This window comes from Vogesella urethralis (assembly GCF_007644045.2).
Taxonomy (GTDB): Bacteria; Pseudomonadota; Gammaproteobacteria; order Burkholderiales; family Chromobacteriaceae; genus Vogesella; species Vogesella urethralis.
Map to the genome: position 1 here is coordinate 181,319 of NZ_VMDW02000087.1, position 23,191 is coordinate 204,509.

Annotated in this window: 25 protein-coding genes; 8 read left to right on the top strand and 17 right to left on the bottom strand. The window is 65.1% G+C overall.

The window, feature by feature from the left end; genetic code table 11:
* Positions 1-7: 7 nt before the first annotated feature.
* Entirely contained in the window at positions 8-790 is a 783-nt protein-coding gene (locus tag FLQ03_RS09845) for a substrate-binding periplasmic protein (RefSeq protein WP_144371251.1), read from the bottom strand.
* Positions 791-961: 171 nt separating this feature from the next.
* Positions 962-1,915: a 23S rRNA (adenine(1618)-N(6))-methyltransferase RlmF gene (rlmF, locus tag FLQ03_RS09850; protein ID WP_144371252.1), complete on the bottom strand. Its 954-nt coding sequence runs from the start codon at positions 1,913-1,915 to the stop codon at positions 962-964.
* A gap of 141 nt (positions 1,916-2,056) precedes the next feature.
* Between rlmF and FLQ03_RS09855 the strand changes: the two genes are divergently transcribed.
* Positions 2,057-3,226 (top strand): hypothetical protein, encoded by a 1,170-nt coding sequence (locus tag FLQ03_RS09855; RefSeq protein ID WP_144371253.1) that lies wholly within the window; start codon positions 2,057-2,059, stop codon positions 3,224-3,226.
* On the opposite strand, the gene FLQ03_RS09860 is transcribed toward FLQ03_RS09855, so the two are convergent.
* On the bottom strand, positions 3,136-4,959 hold the full coding sequence (locus FLQ03_RS09860; RefSeq protein WP_240802250.1) for a sensor histidine kinase: 1,824 nt from the start codon (positions 4,957-4,959) through the stop codon (positions 3,136-3,138). The genes FLQ03_RS09855 and FLQ03_RS09860 overlap by 91 nt on opposite strands.
* Positions 4,960-5,034: 75 nt before the next feature.
* Between FLQ03_RS09860 and FLQ03_RS09865 the strand changes: the two genes are divergently transcribed.
* Positions 5,035-5,634: a response regulator gene (locus FLQ03_RS09865; RefSeq protein ID WP_170252366.1), complete on the top strand. Its 600-nt coding sequence runs from the start codon at positions 5,035-5,037 to the stop codon at positions 5,632-5,634.
* 12 nt (positions 5,635-5,646) lie between these two features.
* Here FLQ03_RS09865 and FLQ03_RS19585 read toward each other — a convergent pair whose 3' ends face one another.
* Positions 5,647-6,213 carry a TetR/AcrR family transcriptional regulator gene (locus FLQ03_RS19585; RefSeq protein WP_144371256.1) on the bottom strand — a complete coding sequence of 189 codons (567 nt, stop codon included), beginning with the start codon at positions 6,211-6,213 and terminating at the stop codon, positions 5,647-5,649.
* 102 nt (positions 6,214-6,315) lie between these two features.
* Between FLQ03_RS19585 and FLQ03_RS09875 the strand changes: the two genes are divergently transcribed.
* Positions 6,316-6,816, top strand: a complete 501-nt coding sequence (locus FLQ03_RS09875; protein ID WP_144371257.1) for an HPP family protein — start codon at positions 6,316-6,318, stop codon at positions 6,814-6,816.
* Between the two features lie 65 nt (positions 6,817-6,881).
* On the opposite strand, the gene FLQ03_RS09880 is transcribed toward FLQ03_RS09875, so the two are convergent.
* The 7 genes from FLQ03_RS09880 to FLQ03_RS09910 form a co-directional block, all read right to left on the bottom strand.
* Positions 6,882-7,187, bottom strand: coding sequence for a hypothetical protein (locus FLQ03_RS09880; protein WP_144371258.1), 306 nt, complete (start codon positions 7,185-7,187; stop codon positions 6,882-6,884).
* A gap of 93 nt (positions 7,188-7,280) precedes the next feature.
* Entirely contained in the window at positions 7,281-8,222 is a 942-nt protein-coding gene (locus FLQ03_RS09885) for a GlxA family transcriptional regulator (protein WP_144371259.1), read from the bottom strand.
* Between the two features lie 28 nt (positions 8,223-8,250).
* Positions 8,251-8,448, bottom strand: coding sequence for a DUF1737 domain-containing protein (locus tag FLQ03_RS09890; protein ID WP_017507177.1), 198 nt, complete (start codon positions 8,446-8,448; stop codon positions 8,251-8,253).
* A 16-nt stretch (positions 8,449-8,464) separates the two neighbouring features.
* Positions 8,465-8,926: a GNAT family N-acetyltransferase gene (locus FLQ03_RS09895; protein ID WP_144371260.1), complete on the bottom strand. Its 462-nt coding sequence runs from the start codon at positions 8,924-8,926 to the stop codon at positions 8,465-8,467.
* Positions 8,927-8,936: 10 nt separating this feature from the next.
* Positions 8,937-9,830 carry an EamA family transporter gene (locus FLQ03_RS09900; protein WP_144371261.1) on the bottom strand — a complete coding sequence of 298 codons (894 nt, stop codon included), beginning with the start codon at positions 9,828-9,830 and terminating at the stop codon, positions 8,937-8,939.
* Between the two features lie 115 nt (positions 9,831-9,945).
* Entirely contained in the window at positions 9,946-10,254 is a 309-nt protein-coding gene (locus FLQ03_RS09905) for a DUF1272 domain-containing protein (protein WP_144371262.1), read from the bottom strand.
* A gap of 13 nt (positions 10,255-10,267) precedes the next feature.
* Positions 10,268-10,843 carry an isochorismatase family protein gene (locus FLQ03_RS09910; RefSeq protein ID WP_170252367.1) on the bottom strand — a complete coding sequence of 192 codons (576 nt, stop codon included), beginning with the start codon at positions 10,841-10,843 and terminating at the stop codon, positions 10,268-10,270.
* Between the two features lie 309 nt (positions 10,844-11,152).
* Between FLQ03_RS09910 and FLQ03_RS09915 the strand changes: the two genes are divergently transcribed.
* The 4 genes from FLQ03_RS09915 (at position 11,153) to FLQ03_RS09930 (ending at position 14,387) form a co-directional block, all read left to right on the top strand.
* Positions 11,153-11,497 (top strand): hypothetical protein, encoded by a 345-nt coding sequence (locus FLQ03_RS09915; RefSeq protein ID WP_144371263.1) that lies wholly within the window; start codon positions 11,153-11,155, stop codon positions 11,495-11,497.
* Between the two features lie 98 nt (positions 11,498-11,595).
* Positions 11,596-12,303 (top strand): response regulator, encoded by a 708-nt coding sequence (locus tag FLQ03_RS09920; protein ID WP_206210924.1) that lies wholly within the window; start codon positions 11,596-11,598, stop codon positions 12,301-12,303.
* Between the two features lies 1 nt (position 12,304).
* The gene (locus FLQ03_RS09925) at positions 12,305-13,468 is read left to right on the top strand and encodes an ATP-binding protein (protein WP_144371265.1); all 1,164 of its coding nucleotides are present in this window, start codon (positions 12,305-12,307) and stop codon (positions 13,466-13,468) included.
* A 151-nt stretch (positions 13,469-13,619) separates the two neighbouring features.
* Positions 13,620-14,387 (top strand): EF-hand domain-containing protein, encoded by a 768-nt coding sequence (locus tag FLQ03_RS09930; RefSeq protein ID WP_170252368.1) that lies wholly within the window; start codon positions 13,620-13,622, stop codon positions 14,385-14,387.
* A gap of 110 nt (positions 14,388-14,497) precedes the next feature.
* On the opposite strand, the gene FLQ03_RS09935 is transcribed toward FLQ03_RS09930, so the two are convergent.
* Together FLQ03_RS09935 and FLQ03_RS09940 are read right to left on the bottom strand one after the other, a co-directional pair.
* Entirely contained in the window at positions 14,498-15,190 is a 693-nt protein-coding gene (locus FLQ03_RS09935; protein WP_144371267.1) for a response regulator transcription factor, read from the bottom strand.
* Entirely contained in the window at positions 15,166-16,995 is a 1,830-nt protein-coding gene (locus FLQ03_RS09940) for a sensor histidine kinase (RefSeq protein WP_170252369.1), read from the bottom strand. The genes FLQ03_RS09935 and FLQ03_RS09940 overlap by 25 nt, the downstream gene beginning before the upstream one ends.
* A gap of 111 nt (positions 16,996-17,106) precedes the next feature.
* Here FLQ03_RS09940 and FLQ03_RS09945 point away from each other — a divergent pair, with 111 nt between their 5' ends.
* Positions 17,107-17,538, top strand: coding sequence for a DUF411 domain-containing protein (locus FLQ03_RS09945; RefSeq protein ID WP_144371269.1), 432 nt, complete (start codon positions 17,107-17,109; stop codon positions 17,536-17,538).
* Positions 17,539-17,634: 96 nt separating this feature from the next.
* Here FLQ03_RS09945 and FLQ03_RS09950 read toward each other — a convergent pair whose 3' ends face one another.
* The 4 genes from FLQ03_RS09950 to FLQ03_RS09965 form a co-directional block, all read right to left on the bottom strand.
* Positions 17,635-18,372 (bottom strand): substrate-binding periplasmic protein, encoded by a 738-nt coding sequence (locus FLQ03_RS09950; protein WP_170252370.1) that lies wholly within the window; start codon positions 18,370-18,372, stop codon positions 17,635-17,637.
* A 126-nt stretch (positions 18,373-18,498) separates the two neighbouring features.
* Positions 18,499-20,121 (bottom strand): methyl-accepting chemotaxis protein, encoded by a 1,623-nt coding sequence (locus tag FLQ03_RS09955; protein ID WP_144371271.1) that lies wholly within the window; start codon positions 20,119-20,121, stop codon positions 18,499-18,501.
* Between the two features lie 204 nt (positions 20,122-20,325).
* The gene (locus FLQ03_RS09960; RefSeq protein ID WP_144371272.1) at positions 20,326-21,858 is read right to left on the bottom strand and encodes a fumarate hydratase; all 1,533 of its coding nucleotides are present in this window, start codon (positions 21,856-21,858) and stop codon (positions 20,326-20,328) included.
* A gap of 183 nt (positions 21,859-22,041) precedes the next feature.
* A complete protein-coding gene (locus FLQ03_RS09965) occupies positions 22,042-23,046 on the bottom strand; it encodes a class 1 fructose-bisphosphatase (RefSeq protein ID WP_144371273.1) in 1,005 nt (334 codons plus the stop codon).
* Positions 23,047-23,191: the final 145 nt, after the last annotated feature.

Sequence of the window (23,191 nt, forward strand, 5' to 3'; positions counted from 1 at the left end):
GGCAACCCTAGCGCTCGGCTATCGGGTCCAGCTTGTGGCGCCGAATGGCCTCGGCCAGAGTACCGTTCTGGCGGGATTCGTCCATGAAGCGCGATACGCGCTCAAACCAGGCATCGTCGCCTTTCTGCATGGCGTAGGCGTAATGGGTGAGGTGATAGGTGCTGGCGGGCGCCACCAGCCGCGCCCAGTCGGTGGTCTCCAGCATGCGGCGACTGAACGGGTAGTCGGTCATGAACACGTCGGCGCGGCCGGATTGCACCTCCTGCTCGCGCCCTTGCGGGGTATCGGTCACCAGCAAGGTGGCCTGCTTCAGCTTGGCGCGCATCACCGGCTCGTGCAGCGTGCCTTTGGCGACGGCCACCACCATGCCGGGCTGGTCGATGTCGGCCCAGCGCTGCACGCGGCGATTGCTCTTGGTGGTAATGGCGTAGATGTCGCTGATCAGGTGCGGGCGGGTAAAGCGCAGCTTCTCGCTGCGCTGCGGGTTGATACCGATGGCGAACATGGCGATGTCGCAACGGTCTTGCTGTACGTCGTCAATCAGGGTGGCAAACGAGCTGTCCACGTACTTCACCGCCACGCCCAGCGACTTGCCCAAGGCCTGCGACATGTCGATATCGACGCCGCTGAGCTGGCGGGTTTTCGGGTTACGGTAGGAAATGCCGTAGTAGTCGGGCCAGATACACACCCGTAGCTCGCGGCTGGTCTGGATGGTATCGAGATGGCCGGCACTGGCCAGTGGCGGCAGGCAGGCCAGCGCCATGGCCAGCCACAGTCGGGAAACGCGCATCGGCTGCTCCTGTTGGCTGGGTTGGCCGCTGCTGTCAGGCTAGGCAATACGCTGCGATCTATCAAGCAGAAACCAACCGAAATATACACATATCATTAATTAACTCTATCAAATGATAGTGTATCCACACTATTGCCACGCTGTATCAGATCAAGCTTTACCGCCGCGGCCTTACTGCCCCCAGCGCGCCTCGCGCCAGATCGCCATTTCTTCCTTGTCCAGATACGTCCACGCCACCACGCGGCTGATCTTGTTGCCTTGCGCCATGTCCAGCGTCACCACGCGGCGGGCGTCGCACATTTCCAGCTCGCGCTGCAGGCCGCGCACGTTGGCCGCCTTGGACACCAGCGAGCTGAACCACGCCACCTGGTGGCCGTAGCTGACGCTCTCGCGCGCCATGGTGGCCAGAAACACCTCTTCGCCGCCGTCGCACCACAGCTCGTGGTGGCGGCCGCCAAAGTTCAGTTCCACATTGCCCATGCGCTGGCCGGTGAGGTTGGCCACCTTGCGGCGCGCGGCGGCGTCGGCTTCGCTGGCCGAGCCGTGGAACGGCGGGTTGCAGATGGTGAGGTCGAAGCGGTCGTCGCGCTTGATGATACCGTCGAAGATGCTGGCAGGCGTGGTCTGCTGGCGCAGCTTCAGCCCGCTCTTGAGCTGCGGGTTGGCGTCCACGATCAGGCGCGCCATGCGCAGCGCGTCGGCGTCGATGTCGCTGCCGACAAAGCGCCAGCCGTACACGTGGCGGCCGATGATCGGGTAGATGCAGTTAGCGCCCACGCCCACGTCCAGCACGGTGGCGCGTTTGGGGATGGTGCCCTGGTTGCTCTTGGCCAGCAGGTCGGCCGCGTGGTGCAGGTAGTCGGCGCGGCCGGGTACCGGCGGGCACAGGTAGCCGGGCGGAATGTCCCAGTACACCACGCCGTAGTGGTGCATCAGCAGCGCACGGTTCAGCGCTTTTACCGCCGCCGGGTTGTGGAAGTCCACGGTCTCGATGCCGTGCTCGTTGTGGCGCACGTACTCGGCCAGCTCGGGGTTGGCCGCAATCAGCGCGGCAAAGTCGTAACGGTCACGGTGCAGGCTGCGAAAGTGCAGGCCGCTTTTGGGGGCGTCGGAAGAATGGCTCATGGCGGATACCGCGAAATCAATCGGCGGATTGTACGTGGTTTGCCGTCATAGGCGAAGGCAGCGAATACGCGGCATCGCGTATTCAAGCCGGCACCGGCGCTGCCTACCATGGCGCCATGCTTTCTGAAAACGGAGATTCCCATGCTGGCTGACCTGTGGCGCCTGATGGTGGCGCTGTGCGACGTGCGGGCCCTGGCCCGCTTCCTCACCGGCCGCCCGCCGGTGGACGTGGTGTTCATTACCAACCTGCGCGACGAGGCCGAACGGCAGCGCTTCTTTGGCCGCCGCGTACCGCGCCTGGGCCACGCCAACGGCCCGCGCATCTACCTGCGTGGGGTGGCCGGCCGCGTGCGCGGCATTTTTGTCACTGCCGAAGAGATGCTGACCCGCGACGGCCGCCGCCTGGCCAAGGCGCAGTTCATCGCCGCCACCGAGTGGGCCGAGCAACACGGCGCACGCGTTATCCTGCTGGCGGCGTCCACCAAGCGGCTGTTCGGCCGCGACGGCGCCGAGCTGAAAGCGCGCTTTCCGCACCTGCTGTTCACCATCGGCGACAACGGCACCGCCAACATGCTGCTGGCCGACGTGTTCCGGGCGCTGCAAACGCACGCCATCGCCCCCGGCCGTGGCCGCGTGCTGGTGATCGGCCCTTACGGCATTCTGGGCTCGGCCATCCTGCAGCCGCTGCGCGACGCCGGCTACGAGGTGGTGGGCTATGGCGGCAACGCCAGCGCGCTGGCCGAGGTGCAGGCAGAACACGGCATTGCCGTACACACCCGCATCGCCGACATCGGCCAGGTAGACGCGGTGGTGGCTTGTACCCATAGCCAGTCGGCCAAGCTGCAGGCCGAAGACGTAGCCAGCCTGAGCCGGCCGGGCCGGCGCCTGGTGGTGGTGGACGTGGCAGAGCCGGCCAACCTGGACATCGAGCAATACGCCCGCTGCCGTACCCGCGTCATCCGCCAGGACGCCGGCAACGCCTACTCGGCGCAGCTGCACTACGTGCTGGGCGGGCTATCGTGGCGGCTGCTGATGCTGTCGCGCGGCGTGGTGTTCGGCTGCTTTGGCGAGGCGCTGGCGCTGCATTACAACATCCACACCCTGGGCGTCAGCTGGCTGGCCGGGCGCGACTGGTTCAAGGTCACTGCGGCCAACCGCCAATGCATCGACAGCGCCTTCGAGCACATCGGCCTCGGCCTGCCAGCGCCGCGCTGTTTCGGTCAGCCGGTGGCTACCTCGCCTGCCGCCAGCGGCAGCACCACGGCAAACACCGCCCCGCGGCCGGGCGTGGAGCGTACCTCCAGCGTGTAACCGGCGGCCTCGCACAGCGAACGGGTGATGTGCAGGCCTAGACCGTGGCCGTCGCCGCCCTGCCCTTCGCCGCGCTGGAACGGCTGCAGCAGCCGCTGCAGCTGGCCGGCCGCCAGGCCCGGGCCGCTGTCGCGCACCTCGATCACCCGTGCGCCGGCGCGGTAGCGTACCCCCAGCAGCACACTGCCTGCCGGCGTGTAGCGGATGGCGTTCACCAGCAAGTTATCCAGAATGCGCCCCAGCAGCAGCGGCGCCGCCGGGTACTGCCAGGCGCTGTCGTGACACACCAGACGCAAGCCCTTGGCCGACGCTGCCGGCGCGTGGCGCTGGCAGGCATCGGCCAGCAACGGCCCCAGCGGCAGGCTGGCCGGCACCGCCTGCAGTTGGCCGCGCGCCTCGGCAATCAGGCTGCCTAACAGCGCCTCGCTGTAATCCAGCGTGCGGTTAACATGCGCCAATACCGGCGCCGCCTGCGGCAACGGTGCCAACGCGCCCACCGCCAGCCGCAACGACGCCAGCGGCTGCGACAGGTCGTGGCTGGTGGCGGCAAGCTGCAGCTGGCTGGCGCGCACCTGTTGTTGCGCGGCGGCGGTGGCGGCCTCGGCCTGCGCCAGCTGCCACGCTTCCTGCTCGTGGCGACGGCGGCTGTCAGCCACGCTGCGATGCAGCAGCTGCACCTTGCGCGCCAGCGCCACGGCAAAGCACAAAGCCTCGGCGGCATAGCCCAGCTTGGGCAGCACGAACGGCGACCACGGCAGCGGCAGGCCGCTGAGCATCAGCCCGAACAGCACGTTGGACAGCAACACGTTCAGCAGCGCACCGGCCAGAAACGGCGCCGCCAGCGGCGAACCGCGCCGGCCGTAATAAGCGCCGGTGTAGACGATCAACCCCAGGTAAGCCAGCGCCGACAGCAACGGCGGCCACACCCAGTCAGCCTGCAGGTAAGCCACCGCGGCCAACGGCAGCGAGGCCAGCTGCAACAGATAGGCGTGGTACAAGCGGCGGTGGCTGTACGCCACGCCGAACAGGCTGAGCGCAAACAGCGCTTGCAGCAACAGCACTACGCCCATCAGCAACGGTGGCGCCAGCTGGTTCCAGCCGCCGGCCTGCGGCCACAGCCAGGCAAAGGTATAGCCCTCCAGCTGCAACATCATCGCCATCATCGCCGCCGCCAGTGCCGCGTACAGCGCCAGCGTGCGCTCGCCGGCCAGCAGGTATTGCAGCAACGCAAACACCAGCAGCGCCAGCAATACCCCCAGTTGCAAGCCGTTCAGCAGGTTGCCGTCGGCCAGGCTGGCCTGCCATTGCCAGCGCGGTTCGATCGCCAGCTGCAGCGGGGTATTGCCGTGGGTGCGATAGCGCAGCAACAGGCTGTCGCCAGCCTGCAGCGTGTCGGGCAACGGCAACGCCAGCATGCGCGCCGGCAACGGCCGTGCCGCGTACGAGGCGCCAGCCGGCAGATTGGCCAGTGCCGTCACCCGGCCGTTGGCCGCGCGGTGCCACAGCTGGACAAAACGCAGGTCCGGCACGCCCAACACCAGCACGCGCTGCGGCCCGGCCTCGGCCGCGCTAACCGGCCGCCACGCCCAGTCGGCCGCCGCCGTGCGCCACGGTGCCGGCGGCTGCGCTGGCCAGTGGGCCGCTTGCTGCCAGGCCTGGCTAACGCCCAGTTGGCCGCTGTCGTCCTGCCAGTAACGTGGCTGCGCCCATAGCGGCAGGCACCACAGCAGCACTAGCAACAGGGCGCCGAGGCTGCCTACAATGCTCCGCGTTGATTTCATAGAAAACTGTAAAAAATGCGTTCAGACGTGATCATAGCCGACGACCACACCATTTTTCGCGACGGGCTGAAGTTGTTGCTGGGGATGCAGGCCGAGTACCGGGTGGTGGCCGAGTGCGGGGCGCTGGACGCGCTGCTGCCGCTGGTGCAGCAGCATCAGCCGCAACTGGTGCTGATGGATTACAACATGCCCGGCGGCGATGCGCTGGCCACGCTGCACTACCTGCGCCAGCGCTACCCGGCGCTGCGGCTGGTGGTGCTGACCGCCGAACGCGGCGGCCAACTGCTGGCCCAGGTGCAGCAAGCCGGCGCCGACGGCCTGCTGCTGAAGGAAGGCAGCGCCGCCGACGTGCTGGGCGCGCTACAGCGGGTACTGGCCGGCCAGCGCGTGATCAGCCCGGCAGCCAGCGCGCTGATGCAGGACAGCCAGGTAGCGCTGACCGCCCGCGAGTACCAGGTGCTGCACCTGATCTGCCAGGGTTGGCCGCACGCCGACATCGCCGCGCATTTTTCGCTGTCGGTACGCACCGTGGACAAACACCGCGAAAACCTGCAACGCAAACTGGGCGCCAGCAACGCGGTGCAGCTGATCAACCGCGCCCGCGAACTGCGCCTGTTCGGCGACTGACGCCGTTTCACCTCACCCCGCCTGCCCAGCCTTATCCAGCAGCGGCCACGCCGCTACCTGCTGCCGCGCCGCCTGCAGTAACGCCGCGTCCACGCCCGATACCTGGGCCGCCACCGTCAACCCTTCCCCCAGCAAAAACAGCTGCTGCGCCCGCAGCACCGGCTCGGCCAGCCCGGCATCGGTGCAGCACTGCTGCAGCCAGCTGCGCAGCCGGGCCTTGTGCGCCGCCGCCTGGCGGTGGATGGCGTCGTCGGCTTGCGGATACTCGGCGGCAGCGTTGATGAACAGGCAGCCGTGGAAATCCGGCTGCGCGAACCACTGTGCCAGGTAGTCCAGGTAGGCCTGAGGCCGCTGCTGCGGCGGCGTGGCTGCCACAAACGCGTCCAGTGCCGCCATGAAGTGCTCGTCGCGCTGCTGCAGCGTGGCGTCGATCAGCGCTTCCTTGGTGGCAAAGTAGCGGTACAGCGTTTTTTTGGTGAGGCCGGCGGCGGCGGCCAGCTGGTCGACACCGGTAGCGTGAAAGCCCTGGCGATAAAACAGGCCCAGCGCGGTGTCCAGCAATTGCGGGTACTTTTTCATGGCAGCAGTATCCCCCTTGGGCGGGCGCAAGTAAACCGATCGGTTGACGCAAGTATACAGATCGGTTTACTTTGTAACCACACCACCCCAAGGAGTCTTGCCATGTTTCCATTACGCCTCCCTGCCTCCCGCGCCCCGGCCGCGCCAGACGGCCGTTTTGTGGCCGCCAGTTTTGCCGGCGCCGCGCTGGCCATCGGCGCCTGCGGCTTGCTTAGCCAGTACAGCGGCAGCCCGTGGTTGATGGCCCCGTTCGGCGCCAGTTGCGTGCTGGTTTTCGGCCTGCCGGACAGCCCGCTGGCGCAGCCGCGTCATGTGGTGGGCGGGCACTTGCTGGCAGCCCTCAGCGGCCTGCTATGGCTGTGGCTGGCCGGCCCGGTGTGGTGGAGCGCCGCACTGGCGGTGGCCTTGGCGCTGGCCTTGATGCAACTAGCGCGTGCCGTGCACCCACCCGCCGGCGCCACCCCGCTGGTGGTGCTGGCCAGCGGCGCCAGCTGGCACTTTTTGCTGACGCCGGTGTTGTCGGGCGCCCTCGTCATCGTGGCGCTGGGCTGGCTGCTGCACCGCTGGCGCCAGCCAGGCAGCTACCCGCGCTACTGGTGGTAGCCGGCGCCCGTTACCATGAAAAAAGCCAGCCCGCGGGCTGGCTGATCTCACTGCGTGCATCGGTTTCAGGCAAAGATATCGATCACGTTACCGGCCACCTTCAGGCCGTTAACCACGCTCTCGCCGGTGGCTGACACTGTCTCGTACACCACTTCGGCTGCCTCGACGGCGGTTTCCGCCGCGCCGGCGGCCAGGTTGAAGGCGCCGCCTGCCAGCTCGACCCCGGCTTCCCCCAGGTCGAGCGCCGCCTCGCCGAAATCGGCAGAGACTGCGTCCACCACCGCTTCACCCGCGTGGTACACGCCCTTGCCCAGGCCGACCACCCCTTTCAACATCTGGCTACCGCCCACTGCCATGCCGCTATAACTCATCTCGCGCTCCCGGATTGCTGCATTCCCGCCGTCAGCATGCCGGGTTGCAGAGGGCAATAGGTAGCCGGATTGTTGCGCCTGGCAACAAAACGCTTACAAACCACCACCAACCTGGCCGGGCAACTGCGTTTCGAACTTGGCCCACACCCGCCGCATGGCGCGTGCCGAGGCAAAACCGCCGCCTTCAGCCGCCCGCTCTACCGCCACGCCTTGCTGCAACAGCTGGCGTACCAGCGCCACGCGCAGGCGTTGCTGGTATTCCACAATACTGACGCCAGTTTGCTGGCGGAACAGCCGCGTCAGATGGCGCGGGCTAAGGTGCACGCGTTCGGCCAGCGCGGCCAGCGGCCACGGTTGCGCAGGGTCGCGCGCGATGGCGTCCTGCACGCGGTGCACCGCCGGGTGCAGGTGGTTACGGTAGGCCAGCCACGGCGACAGCTGGGCGTCGTCGCCGGCGCGGCGGCTGTACAGCACCATGCGCCGCGCTACCCGTGCCGCCACGTCGGAACCGGCATGGCGCTCGATCAGCGCCAGCGCCAGGTCCATGCCGGTAGTAATGCCGGCCGAGGTGGCGATGTGGCCATCCTCCACAAACACACGGTTGTCCAGTACCCGCGCGCGCGGCGCGGTGGCGGCCAGCTTGGCCACAATGCTGTGATGCGTGGTACAGGCGCGGCCATCCAGCAGCCCGGCCATGCCGGCCAGCAAGGCGCCGGAGCACACGGTGGCCAGCGCCACCTGCGGCCGGATGTGCTGGCGCAGCCAGGCCACCAGCTGCTGCGCCTCGGGCATGGCGTAATCGGCGTCCTCATCTACCGTCCCCACCACGATCACCAGGCTGCCGTCGGCCACAGCATCCGGCAGCGGCGCGATGCGCGACACCAGCCCCAGCGAGCAAACGCACTCGGTAGCCGGGCCGGCAATGTGCAGCCGAAACGGCGCGCCCTCGTCCTGCGCCATGCGGAAGGCCTCGGCCGGGCCGACGAAATCCAGCGCCAGGTAGCGCGGGGTGAGCAGGAAGTAGATGTCTTTCATGCGGCCAACCTTGTCTGCGGATAACCGCTTACAGCTCGCCCAGCTTGATGTCCGGCTGGTAATCGCCGTCCACCTCCTTGACGATGGCCTGGCCGGCGATGACGCGTTCGCCGTTGAAGGTGAGCGTGGGCGCGCCGTGCAGCTGCCAGCCACGGTTCAGCGCCTCGGTCACGCGGTGGCAGAAGGCGCTGTCGTCGGGGCCGGTGAGCAAGCGGTACAGTTTCATGGTGTGGGTCCGGTGATCAGAAGGTATGACGATACACGACAAAGCCGGTGTCCCGCGCCACACGGTCGTACAGCTGGCGGGCGGCGGCGTTGTCGTGGCGGGTGTGCCAGTATACGCTGGGGCTGCCGGCGGCCTGCGCCTCGGCCAGTACGGCGGCAATCAGCTGCCGTGCCACGCCCTGCCCGCGTGCGGCCGGCACGGTAAACAGGTCTTGCAGGTAGCAGGCGTGCGCCGCCATCAGCGTGTTGCGGTGAAACACATAGTGCGCCAGCCCCAGCAGTTGGCCGCCGCGCCAGGCCAGCCGCGCGTGCAGCGGCTCGGCCGGGTCCAGAAAGCGTTGCCAGGTCAGCTGGCTGATGGTGGCCGGCAGCGCCAGCGCGCCGTGGCGACCGTAAAAGGCGTTGTAGGCGTCCCATAGCGGCAGCCAGGCGTCGAAATCGTCCGGCTGCGGCGGGCGCAGCTGCAAGGTATCGCTCATGCGGCCAACCTTACGCCGGCTGCGGCTTGCGCCACAGCGCCAGCAGGCGCGGGCCGAACACGTTCACCGCCAGCCCGGCCAGCAGCAGCGCGCCGCCGGCCAGCTGCCAGAAGCTGAGGCGCTCGCCCAGCACCAGCGCCGCCGACAGCACGCCGAAAAACGGCACCAGCAGCGAGAACGGCGCCACCACGTTGGCCGCATGGCGGCTGAGCAACTTGCTCCACTGGCCGTAGCCGAACAGCGTGGCCACCAGCGCCAGGTAGGCAATGGCAAACAGGCTTTGCGGCGTGGCCACCTGCGCCCACACGATACGGTCGGCTTCGAACAGGCCGGACAGCGCAAAGAACGGCACGATGGGCGCCAGGCTACTCCACACCACCAGGCCCAGCATGTCCGGCTTGTAGCCGGCAGCCACGATGCGGCGCACCACCACGTTGGAAAACGCCCAGCTGGCGGCACCGCACAGCGTCAGCACAAAGCCGGCCAGCGGCAGGCTGGCGGCGCCCAGGCCGCCGATCAGGTACAGCCCGGCGCTGCCGATCAGCAGGCCGGCCAGCTGCCACGGCGTAAAGCGCTCGCCCAGCCACAGCATGCCGATCAGCAAGGTAAAGAACGCCTGCGACTGCAGCACGATGGACGCCAGCCCGGCCGGCATGCCCAGCTTGATGGCGGTGAACAGGCAGGCAAACTGCCCCAGCCCCACGCTCAGGCCGTACAGCGCCAGCCAGCGCCACGGGATGGCCGGCCGCCGCACGAACAGCAGGCCCAGGCCGGCGGCGGCGCTAAAGCGCAGCGCCCCCAGCAGGAACGGCGGCACGCCGGCCACGCCCCACTTGATCACCACAAAGTTGAAACCCCATACCGCAACGATCGCCAGCGCGATCAGCCGGTCTTGCCAGTTCATGGCCTGCTCCCCAAGGTTGGCCGCACGCGGCCGGTGGTCAATGACATCGAGCTTACGCCAGCCGGCACGCGCCAGACAGCAACAGTGCGTTCCGATTGACGGGATACAGCTGCCGTCAGCGCCGCTCGGGTGGCAAGCCGCCCTGCGCCGCCAGCAGCGCGGCATGGGCGGCCGGGTCTACCGGCCGGTAGGTGACGGTGCTGGTGGCCGGATGTGCCGCCAGACCGGTACAGCCCACCCATTGCCGCGCCGGGCGGATGGGGCGCGGGGCGAAACCGCCGCCGCAATTGGGGCAGACGTTGTGCAGCACCGCCTCGACACAGCGGGCGCAGAACGTGCACTCGTAGCTACAGATGCGGGCGTCGGGGCTATCGGGCGGTAGCGGCGTGTTGCAGTGTTCGCAGTTGGGGCGCAGTTGCAGCATGGCGTGTGTCCTTTCAGAGGGTGGCCTGGTTGGCCGCATCGGCGTCCAGCCGCGCCAGCACGCTGGCCACGGTGTGGATGTCGGCAAAACGGCCGGCCAGCACCAGCTCGGTCCGCTGGCGGATGTCGTCGGCGCTGAACACGCGGCCGCTGTGCGGGTGGGTCATGGCAAAGGTCAGCGTGGCTTCGGTAACGTAATCGACGCCAAAGCCCAAGTCGCTGCCGACGCGGGTGGTGGTTTCGCAGCACTGCTCGGTGCGGATGCCGCTGACGATCAGGCGGTCGATACCGCGTGCCGTCAGCCACGCCTGCAGGCCGGTATCGGTAAAGGCATTGTGGACGTGCTTGGTAAAGGTGGCGTCCGGCGCCGGCGGCAGCCAGGCCATCGGCTGCACGTGGCCGCTGGCGGCGGCAAACGGACCATCGCCATCCTCGTGCAGCACGTAGATGACCGGCACGCCACGGGCGCGGGCACCGGCGATCAGCGCCAGCAGCGCCTGGCGGAAAGCCGGCAGTTCGCGCTCGTCCCAATACGGGCGGTGCAGGAAGGATTGCTGGACATCGATGACGAGCAAGGCAGAACGGGACATTTCAATACTCCGGGTAGCAGGCTGGACAGGGCTTATTCTGCTTGCGGCCAACGGTAGTGACGAGGTAGCTGGCAGCCAGGATGGGGACCGATCCAGCCATGCTACGCCATGGCATGGCGCTTTGTATCAAAACCCTTACAAAACCGACAATACCCCTACACAGACACTATCGATACTGACAGCATCGCCAAGAGCGCATGGCACCGGTCTTGCCCACACGGGCGCAGCCGGTCGCCTGGACAGCCTGCAATGCCGGGCTGGTGGCCCGCCCCGTGCGGCGCCATCCGATAATAAAAACGGAGCCTATCGATGAAGACCTCACTGCTCACGCCGGTCTGCGTGTTGCTGAGCCTGGCCGCGCCGCTAACGGCGGCGGCCAACCCTACCGCGCCCCTGCCAGACCCGCAGACGCTTTTCGCCTTGCTACCCGAGACCGAGGCCGACGCGAGGCCGACGCAGCCGGTAGCTTTCCGCTGGCCGGCTGCCGTCAGACTCAGCCTGCCGCAGGCACTACGTGCCACCAGCCTGGCAGCACCGTCGCTGCAAGCACCGGCAGAATGGCTGGCGCACATGCAGCGCCTGGGTCGCAGTGACAGTACGACCCCGCCGGCTTCGCCCGATAGTACGCGCCACCCGGTAGCCGTGCCGGGCTGATCCCCCGCTGTGCGCGCAAGCAGCATGCGCCCGCTTGCGTCAGAATGAACATGACGCCGACCCCGCTACGGGCAACCCGGCGTAGCCAAGGAGCTTTCATGAACGAACACAGCATCCATCTGCTGATCGTTGACGACGACCCCGATATCCGCGACCTGCTGGCGCACTACCTGCAAAGCTACGGCATGCAATGCCTGTGTGTCGGCAATGGCCAGGCCATGCGCGACGCGCTGGCGCACACCAGCTTCGACCTGATCATCCTCGACCTGATGCTGCCCGGTGAAGACGGCCTGTCGCTGTGTCGTCACGTGCGCAGCGTCGGCGATACGCCGATCATCATGCTGACCGCCCGTGGCGAGTCGGCCGACCGCGTGGTAGGCCTGGAGCTGGGCGCCGACGACTACGTGGTAAAACCGTTCGACCCGCGCGAGCTGGTGGCGCGCATCCACACCATCCTGCGCCGCGCCCGTGGCAGCAGCACGCCGGGCGAACAGGACACGGTACAGTTTGCCGGCTGGCGCCTGAGCCACCTGAAGCGCGAGATCACTACCCCGGCGCAGCTGGTGGTGCCGCTGTCCAACGCCGAATACCGGCTGCTGTGCGCGTTTCTGGAACGCCCGCAACGCATCCTCAGCCGCGAACAGCTGATGGACGCCGCCCGGGGCCGTACCGTAGAAGCATTCGACCGTAGCATCGACCTTCTGGTATCGCGCTTGCGCCAGAAGCTGGGCGACGACCCGAAACAGCCGCAGTTGCTGAAGACCGTCCGCGGCGAAGGCTATCTGCTGGACAGCAAGGTAGGCTGACATGCGCTGGCGCCCGCGCGATACCCTGTTTACCCGCCTGTTCGGCCTGGTGCTGGCCGCCTTGCTTTGCAGCCACATCATCATGACGCTGCTATTTGCGCTGTTCGGCCCTGGGCCACCAAGAGTGGCAGAGCCGCTGCCCAAAGGGGCCATCACGTCCACAGAGGTAGTGATGATGCCTGCGCCGCAAGACCTGCCGCCAGGGCTGAGGCCAGCACCGCAGCCACGACCAGCCCCGTTCGGGCCGGAACAAGGTAGCGCCATGGATGCGCGGCCCCGGATGCCACCGCAGCCACCGGGGCCACCCGGGCCTGGCCGTCTGCCGCCCGAATTCTGGTACGGCTTTGCCCTGCAACTGGTGGCAGTCAGCCTGCTGGCCTGGTACGGCGCACGCCGGCTGGCACGCCCGATCGAACAGCTGACCCGTGGTGCCCGCGAACTGGGCCGCACGCTGGACGCGCCGGCCATTGCCGAAACCGGGCCGCTTGAAACGCGGCAGGCGGCACGGCTGTTCAACACGTTACAAAGCAAGCTGCGCCAGCAGATGACCGAGCGCAGCCAGTTTCTGGCCGCAGTGTCGCACGACCTGCGCACGCCGCTGACCCGCATCCGTCTGCGTAGCACCCAGGTACAGGACCCGCAATTGCAAACGCGGCTGAACCAGGACATCGACGACATGGCCGACATGCTGAACGCTACCCTCGCCTACCTGCGCGACAACAGCCAGCAAGACGAATGGCAACAGCTGGACATCGAAGCCCTGCTGCAGGCCATGGCCGAAGACGCGCAGGAGCTAGGCCAGCCGGTCAGCTTCAGCGGCCATGCCGACCAGATCCTGACGCTACCAGCTACGTTGCGCCGCTGCCTGGACAACCTGCTGGGCAACGCGCTGCGCTATGGCGAACGCGCCGACATCCTGCTGCAACAGAACGCCGACTACGTGGAAATCTGCATTCGTGATTACGGGCCTGGCATTCCGGAAAACCAGCTGGCGCGGGTACTGGAACCGTTTGTGCGGCTGGAAGATTCGCGTAATCGCCACACTGGCGGCACCGGCCTGGGGCTGACCATTACCCGCGACGGCGCACGGCGTATGGGTGGCGAACTGTTGCTGGCCAATGCGCCACAAGGCGGTTTGCTGGCGACACTGCGACTGCCGCGCTAAGACCGCAGCGTTTGTATCGGCGGCGATACAAACACGATAAATGCCGCTTACAACATCGCCATAAAGTGATACGGCCCGCTACAGGCCGTATCACTTTTTTGCCATGGACGCGCTGCAGGCGGGCCTTTTTACCCCTACAGGGAGATCCATCATGAACAGCATCTCAAGCAGTAGCGGCAGCTATCAAACCGCCATGATGCAAGGTATGGGCGGGCCGCGTGGCCGGCCCAAACCGGAGGCCAGCGATGTTGCCGCACAGATTTTCAGCAAGCTGGACACCGACAAACAGGGTTATCTGGAAGCCAGCGACTTCACCTCGGCCATTAGCCAGCTGTCCAGCAGCCAGCAACAGGCCAGCGGCGAAGAAGTGTTCTCCAGCCTGGACAGCGATAGCGACGGCAAGCTCACTCAAGACGAACTGACCACCGGCATCCAGGCCTTGCAAGACCAGCTGGACAGCCAGTTCAACGCCATGCGCGTGCAACAGGGCATGGGCGGCATGAATGGCATGCCGCCGCCCCCGCCGCCAGGCGGAGGCCGCGGGGGGCAAGGCAAGGACGAAGGTTTCGACCAGGAACAGCTCAGCCAGCTGGCCAGCGCGGCGGAAGAAGCCGGTGACAGCCGTGGTGCCAGCATGTTCAGCGAACTGGCGGACAACTTCGACGAAGCTGACGCAGACGGTGACGGCAAGGTCACCTTCAGCGAAAGCGTGGCCTACCGCGAGCAGCAACAGCAGCAAGCCGCCAGCGAAGACAGCAGCAGCGACACCGGCACCGGCACCGCCACCGCCAATGCCAGCAGCAGCACCAGCCTGAGCCAGGAGATGCAAAGCCGCATTGCCCAGCGCCTGATGGACATGATGCGCGCCTACGACACCCAGCAACGCGACGGTGACAGCAGCGCCCGTTTTGCCGCCTGAGTCAGGTGCCAGCCGTTATGGCGGCGTTGGCCGTCAAAAAAAGCCCGTCGCGTGCGACGGGCTTTTCCATGGCAGGCACGGCAAAGCGTGCCTGGGTCTGCTGCGGCCAACTACTGGATAGACATGGCAACAGCCAGCTGGTAGCCCTGGCCGCGTACGGCTTTCAGCACATGGCTTTCGCCGCCTGCCTGTACCAGCTTCTTGCGCAGGCGAACCAGCTGCACTTCCAGATTGGCCTTGCTGTACTCTTCCAGGCGCTTGCCCAACAGCTCGATCATCTGCCAGGTTTCCAGCTGCCGGCCCGGGGCGCGTGACAGGCCGGCCAGCAGTGCGAACTCGGACGCCGTCAACGGTACCATCCCGCCGGGGCCGGACAGTTGCTGCTTGTCGCTGCGCAGCAGCCAGCTGCGTGCGGCTTCCTGGCGTTCGGTCAGGCGCCGCGCCAGCGAGCGTACCGCCGCCAGCAGTTCTTCCAGCGAACAGGGTTTGGTCAGGTAGATATCGGCACCACTGGCATAGCCTTCCACTCTGGCGGCAATGCTGTTGCGGGCGGTGGTCATGATGATGCCGACCTGGGGCTGGGCGTCGCGCAGCCGGCGCGCCAGGCTGATGCCATCTTCCCCCGGCAGGTTGAGGTCAATGATGAACAGGTCGGGCTGCAAGGCCAGGTCGCCCAGTGCCTCGGCGCAGTCCACGCCATGCACGTGATAACCCTGCACCCGCAAGGCGTCCATGGTCACTTCGCGCAGCACGTCGTGGTCTTCCACCACGACAACGTTCAACGGATTGATACGGGTAACCATACTTCGAATCTCACAATATCGGCTTCAGGCCGGTAGGCAATGCTGCCTTGTAACTGCGTGCACAGGCCACGCACCAGGTAAAGCCCCAGACCGGAACCGGTTTTGCTATGTGCTCCAGGACTTCGATAATACTTTGTAAACACCTTGCTTGCATCCGGCATGCCGGCAGATGCCATCCTATTGTCAACCGTTAGCCACACACCCCCACCCGTTGCGCCCCATTTCACATTTATCTCACTGTTTGATGGCGAATACTTCAAAGCGTTATCTATCAGATTTGATAACACGATGCGCAAAAGCTGCGTGTCTGTTTGCAACAGTGGCACCGTGGCCGGATGCAGCACTACGCGCTGCGGCTCGCGACAGCCGTCCACGACATCGGCCAACAGCTCTGCCAGCACCACGGTTTGCCGCTGCAGCGGCTGCGCCGCTTGTTCGATGCGGTCCACCAGCGTGCAACGTTCGACCACGGCATTCATGTCGTCCACCGCGTGTTCGGCATGCTGCAGCAAGCGCTGCGGGCCCAGTTGCAGCTGCAAGCTGCCCAAGGCCATGCGGATGACCGACATCGGCGTTTTCAGCTCGTGGGTCAGCATGGCCATGAAGCGGCTTTGCTGCTCGCGCTGCGCCCGCTCGATGTCGATCTGGTGTCTGGCCAGCTCCAGCTCCAGCGCAATGGCCCGACGCTCCTGGCGCAACTGGTCGGAACGACGCTGCAGCAACACAAAAGCCAGCGCACTGGTTAGCAGCGACAGCAACAATTGGCCAAACTGGTTCAGTTCCAGCACGTCGCCAATACCCAGCAGCGGCAGCATGGTCAACGCCACCACGGTGATGGACAGCGTATACAGCACACGCAGCAAACGGCGCAGCGGGTGGGGCGGCACACGCCAGGCAGTGACAGCCATCAGCATCACTTGTAGCGTGGCCATACTGGTATTGGTCTGCATCACCGGCTGAACGATGCCCATCGCCAGCAACAGGAACAGCAGCGGGAAGTAAGCCGGTAACAGGCGCAACAACCAGGAAAGCACAGGCGGCGGGGCAAAGCCGAGCAATAACTGACGGTGGAACAGCACGCTGGCCAGACAGTACAAGGTGGAAATCCAGCTGGTGGCATAATCCGCCAGCTGCGGCCAAGCCCGGGGCGCCAGCATGCTGCAGTAACCCATATAGGCCATATTGGCCATGATGCACATCAGCTGGTAAAAGATGAACAACCCCACCACGCGGTCGCGGCTTTGCCGGTAATCTGACACGGCCCAAACCAGCAACCACAGCAGCACGGCGTAGTAGACGATCTGCCAGGAAAACTGGCGTACGTCCTGCTGCAGGGCGCGCTGCAAGGGCTGGGCTTCAACGCTCAGCAAGCTGCTGCTGGTTGTTTGCAAGCGCAGGTAGTACACCCGGCGCGGGGTGTCTTGCTGTAGCAAGAACGACGGGGTAATGCCCGGGTAGCTACGCTCTGCGTAGGCGTGACGGTCACCATCGGCCAAGCTTATCCATCGGCCGCGCGCATCCTGCCAATAAAGCTGCACGTCATCCAGGTAACCGGGGCGGATGCGCAAGACAAAGGGCTGCACAGGCTGATCATGCGCAACTTCCAGGCGCAGCCAGCTGACAGCACGGGTATAACCGCGCGCCAGCACGCCTGGCTTTGGCTCGAAAGACCGGGCAACCAGCTGGGATACCTGATATTGACCGTGCGGATCGTCCAGAAAAGCCTGCGATACCACGCGTGTTTCCGCTTGCAGCGATGTCGCGGCCAACAGCAGTAACAGCCCGAGCACCCTCAATAGCACCATGCGTCCTTGCCTGCCGAACTCAGCAAAAAACAGCAAGTATCGCATGAATCGGGCGGGAACTCGCGGCATGGCGGGCACTCACATCGCCATCACCGTTCCGGAGCCCCGACCATGCGTTCCCTTGTGTTATTGCTTGCCAGCCTCAGCGGCCCGGCCCTGGCGGCCACGAGTGGCCAAATGTTCCATAACCCGTCCTGCGGCTGCTGCCACAAGTGGGCCGCCCACATGCAAGCCAATGGCATCACACTGCAAACCACCGAGCAGCGAGACATGGCGCGGGTGAAGCAGCAATGGGGGGTACCGGGCACATTGCAAAGCTGCCATACGGCACGAGTGGGCGGATACGTGATCGAAGGACACGTGCCGGCAACGGTGGTGAAACGGCTGCTGAAAGAGAAGCCGGCCATTCGCGGCCTGGCCGTCGCCGGCATGCCGGCCGGCAGCCCGGGTATGGAGGCACCGGTCAGCCAACCCTATCAGGTGGTGGCGTTCCGGGCTGACGGGCAGCAGTACGTCTACGCCAGCATGCCAGGAGCCCGTTGATGTCTGTGCGCAAACGGCTGCTGTTGATGGTTGCCGGCGTGGCGGCACGCTGGGTCTGGCAAAAGCTTAAGCGACGCGTGTTCCGTCGCTAGCGCCTTACGGCGCGGCCTGCCATTGCTGCAGGATCTGCTGGTATTGGCCACTTTGCTGCAAGCGCTGCAAGCCACGGTCCAGTTGGAACCGGGCCGATTCACTGCGCAGGTTGTGGCGGGAAAAACTGACAAACAGCGGGTTTTCGATGACGGTACCCACCCGGAACAAGCGACCGGACAACTCGTGGCCGTACTCGCGCTGTAATTGGTCGGCAACGCGGGTATACACCAGCGCGTAGTCCAACCTGCCGGCCACCAGTTTGCGCAAGCTGGCCAGATCGGACACCGCCTTGTCTTTCAGCATGCGGGTGTCCTGCTCTACCTCGCTGCCGTAGGTGTAACCGTTGGTCAAACCCACGCGCTTGCCGGCCAGCCCGGCCACGGTTATCCCGCTCTCGGGCTGGTGGCTGTAAATGGCGATGGTAGCGGTAAAGAGCGGCTGTTTGCCAAACGCGAAGTGCTGCAGCGTGGTGCTGTCTTTCAGGCTGTTGAAACAGCCCACTTCGCGGCCAACCTCCACCAGCTTCATGCAGCGGGCGTAGGGCATGCTGCGAAAGCGGACTGTCACCCCCACCGCCAGGTAGGCGGCCCGAACGATATCCACCGCCATGCCGTAGGCTTGACCATGCTGTACCGATGCGTACGGCGCCCAGTCGTCTTCTGCCACCAAAGTGAGCTGCTCGCTCGCCAGCAGTGGCAAACTCAGGCAGCAGCACAACAGGGCGAACAGGCATCGCGGCACGGGCATCTCCAGCATCAGAATCGGATCCATAGCAGTATCAATAGAGATGGCTGATACGTAAATAGCCGACTACCCGGTATGCTGTGTCAGATCAAACCAAGGCCGCATGCTAGCGCTGCGGCACACTTATAAGCGGAAGCGACCAGATAGCTCCGCCAACTCATCAGCCGCGTCGCTGATGGCATGCGCCATCTGCACGGTCTGTTCCGACGCAGCGCGGGTAGATACCGCAATGCTGGCCACCTCGCGCAGATCGTGACGGATGGCCTGGCTGTTATCCGCCTGCTGTTGCAACAGCTGCTCGACTGTCTGCATGCCGCGGCAAACCGACTCGGTGCCCTGCCGGATGACGCTGACCGCCTGGCCACCATCTTGCGCCTGGGCAATGCCACCGTGCAGCTGCAGTACCATTTCGTCCATGCGCTGCTTGGCCTGCTGGCTGTTAACCTGAATGCTGCCGATGGTGTGGGTGATTTCACCGGTGGCCTGGCTGGTCCGCTCGGCGAGCTTGCGTACTTCGTCGGCCACCACGGCAAAGCCACGCCCCTGCTCGCCGGCACGCGCCGCCTCGATAGCCGCATTCAGCGCCAGCAGGTTGGTCTGGTCGGCTACATCACGGATCACTCCGATCACGGCGCTGATGCTGTCCAGCCGTGTGACCAGCTCGTCGATACTGGCTTGCGTGTCGCCAACCAGGGTGCCGATTTCGTCCAGTCTGGCTACGGCACCGGCAATCACTTGCTGGCCGCTCGCAGCACTGATGGTGGCCTCATCACTTTGCTGGCGTGCTTGTCGTGCCTGGCCCGCAGCAGCACCTACCTGCTGGCTGAACTGTTCGGTGGCCGTGCTGATGCGTTCGGTCGCTTCGGTCTGCTGGGTCACCAGCGCACGGCTGCTGCTGGCTTGCTCCACGATGGCGTGGCTGCTGTGGTTGAGGGTCTGCACCGACTGCATCATATTACCCAGCAACTGGCGCAGCGACTCGCGCATATCCAGTACCGCCGCGTGAATGCTACCCGGAATGGCCTGAACAGTCTCCGGCAGGCTACCGTGCAGATCGCCCGCGGCCACCGCCTGTACCAGTTGCTGTACTTCACCCGGCTCACCGCCCAGCTTGTGCAGCAAAGAACGCACCGACAGCAGGATGACGGCGGCAATGCCGGCGACCAGCAGCAAACACACCAGCACCTGCCAGCGTGCACTCTGCCAGAAGCGCTGATCAACCTCGGCAAAGCTGATGCCGGTGCCCACCACCCATTGCCAGCGCGGTGTGCGCTGCGCCACCGACAGCAGGTCAACTACCTCGCCGTCACGCACCGCCGTCCACCAGTACTCGGTCAGCTGGCCGCCCGAACGCTGTAATGCGTTACTGAGGATGGCGCCAACGCTGTTGCCATCGGCGTCCTTGAAATCGTTGAAGCTGGTGCCGTGCAGCTGCGGGTCCAGCGGGGTGGCGACAAACAGCAGCTTGTCGTCGGCAACGTACACGTACTCCGACGTGCTGTACTTGTTCTCGCGCAGCAGGCGAGTGGCAATGGCTTTGGCCTGAGCATCGGTCAGTTGGCCGCTGGCGGCCAGCTGTTCCAGTTGCACGATGCTGGAATAGGTGCTGGACATCAATTGCCGGATGCGGGCGCGGTTATCCAGATCGCTCATGTGGCGCATGGTGTAGGTACCGGCCAGCGCGATGGCTAGCATGCTGATTAATACCAGTAGCGATATCAGCCAGGCTTTGTGTTTGACTTTCATGATTTGCTCCCTGTCGCTGCCAGCGGATGGCGGGTGATGACGAGTCACGATTCTGCCACAGAGGTCTTATATTGGTACTAATTTGGTATTAGTAACGGCAAACACCATGACTTCTATAGGGCTTTTTAGGTCGACAACGACATGGCAATAAAAAACCCCGCCGCGAATGCGACGGGGTTGCCGGGGTTGGCTGCAGACCAGGCGTCAGGCTTGCTGCTTGGCGCGGGCGATGTCGGCGATCTTCACGCTCCACTCGGCCGGGCCGGTGTTGTGTACCGAGGTACCACAGGCGTCAACCGCCACGGTTACCGGCATGTCTTTCACTTCAAACTCGTAAATGGCTTCCATGCCCAGATCGGCAAAACCCACCACTTTGGAGGCCTTGATGGCCTTGGATACTAGGTAAGCAGAGCCACCCACCGCCATCAGGTACACGGCTTTGTTGTCCTTGATGGCTTCGATGGCTGCCGGGCCACGCTCGGCCTTGCCGATCATGCCGAGCAAGCCGGTCTGTTCCAGCATCTGGCGGGTGAACTTGTCCATGCGGGTGGCGGTGGTGGGGCCGGCCGGGCCAACCACTTCGTCACGCACCGGGTCTACCGGGCCCACGTAGTAGATGAAGCGGTTGGTGAAGTCTACAGGCAGCTTCTCGCCCTTGTTCAGCATGTCCACCATGCGCTTGTGCGCGGCGTCACGACCGGTCAGGATCTTGCCGTTCAGCAGCAGCACGTCGCCCGGCTGCCAGCTGGCCACTTCTTCCGGGGTGATATTGTCGAGGTCCACACGCTTGCCGTTGGAGGCGTCGTAGGTGATTTCCGGCCAGTCTTCCAGGCTCGGCGGGTCCAGACGGGCCGGGCCGTTGCCGTCCAGGTGGAAATGCACGTGGCGGGTGGCGGCACAGTTGGGGATCATGGCAACCGGCAGGCTGGCGGCGTGGGTCGGGTAATCTAGGATCTTCACGTCCAGCACGGTGGTCAGGCCGCCCAGGCCTTGCGCGCCGATGCCCAGCGCGTTCACTTTTTCGAAGATTTCCAGGCGCAGCTGCTCCACGCGGCTCAGCTCGGCACCGCTGGCAGCCTTGGCTTTCAGCTCGTGGATGTCCACGTGGTCCATCAGCGATTCTTTGGCCAGCAGCATGGCCTTTTCCGGGGTACCACCAATGCCGATACCGAGAATGCCCGGCGGACACCAGCCTGCGCCCATGGTCGGCACGGTCTTCACGACCCAGTCGACGATGCTGTCGGACGGGTTCAGCGCGTAAAACTTGGACTTGTTCTCGGAACCGCCGCCTTTGGCGGCGCAGATCACTTCCACGCCGTCGCCTTCGACGATCTCGAAGTGCACCACGGCCGGGGTGTTGTCCTTGGAGTTCTGGCGCTTGCCCGCCGGGTCCAGCAGCACGGAGGCGCGCAGCTTGTTGTCCGGGTTGTTGTAGGCGCGACGTACGCCCTCGTTCACCATTTCCTGCACCGACAGGGTGCTGTCCCACTGCACCTTCATGCCCACTTTCAGGAACACCACAGCAATGCCGGTATCCTGGCAGATCGGGCGGCGGCCTTCGGCACACATGCGGCTGTTGATCAGGATCTGCGCCATGGCGTCTTTGGCGGCCGGGCTTTCCTCGTGCAGGTAGGCCTGGTACAGCGCCTCGATATAGTCTTTCGGGTGGTAGCAGCTGATGTACTGGAAGGCATCGGCAATGCTCTGGATGAAGTCGTCCTGACGGATGATGGTCATTATTGGGTTCTCCAGCGTAGGGGCTGTGTTGGGTTTGCCGCGCTATTTTAGGCGTTTCGCCCCCTGGCCGAAAGGCGCATTGCTGCAACGCGGGAACATAAAACCTGAACAATGCAAAACCGCCGGCACAAGGCCGGCGGCTGGGCGGGGCAGATGGCGGCCAACGTTGCCCGCAACACGTCATCAGGCCTGGTGGTAGCCGGTAACGCGCGCCACTTCTTCCTTGGAGCCCAGGAACACTGCCACGCGCTCGTGCAGGCCGTTCGGCTGGATGTCCAGGATGCGCTGGTGGCCGTTGGTGGCCAGGCCGCCGGCCTGTTCGATGATGAAGGCCATCGGGTTGCCTTCGTACATCAGGCGCAGCTTGCCCGGTTTGGCCGGATCACGCGCGTCTTTCGGGTACATGAAGATGCCGCCGCGGGTGATGATGCGATGCACCTCGGCCACCATCGACGCTACCCAGCGCATGTTGTAGTCCTTGCCCAGCGGGCCTTCCTTGCCGGCCAGCAGTTCACTGACGTAGCGCTGTACCGGGGCTTCCCAGTGGCGCTGGTTGGACATGTTGATGGCGAACTCGCCGGTGGTGGCCGGTACCACCATGTTGCGGTGGGTCAGCACCCAGGAGCCCAGCTCGCGGTCCAGCGTGAAGCCGTACACGCCCTGGCCAAAGGTGAGCACCAGCATGTTTTGCGGGCCGTACACGGCGTAGCCGGCAGCCACCTGACGGTTGCCCGGCTGCAGGAAGTCGGCTTCGGTCGGCTGGGTGTTGCCTTCCGGTGCTTCCAGCACCGAGAAGATGGTGCCAACCGAGATGTTGACGTCGATATTGGACGAGCCGTCCAGCGGGTCGAACATCAGCAGGTAGCGGCCACGCGGCATGTGCTCGGGGATGGAGTGCGGCAGCTCCATTTCTTCCGACGCCATTGCGCCCAGGTTGCCACCCCATTCGTTGGCTTCCAGCAGGATGTCGTTGGCGATTACGTCCAGTTTTTTCTGGGCTTCGCCCTGCACGTTGCCGGTACCGGCATCGCCCAGCACGCCAGCCAATGCACCTTTGTTAACCGAGTGGGCGATGGCCTTGCAGGCACGGGCCACGGTTTCGATCAGCAGGCGCAGGTCCGGCGGCAGCGCGCCGTGCTGGCGCTGTTCTTCAATCAGGAAACGGGAAAGGGAGATACGGCTGCTCATTATTGTCCTCGTATCACGTAGGTCGCAGAAAGGGATGGCCAAGTTTACCACCCTGCCCCAGGCGTCTGGGGTGTTACCTGCGCACTACATGAATCATCCATGAAAAACGCCCGACCAGGGCAAAACGGAAGCCGTTTTGGCGAGT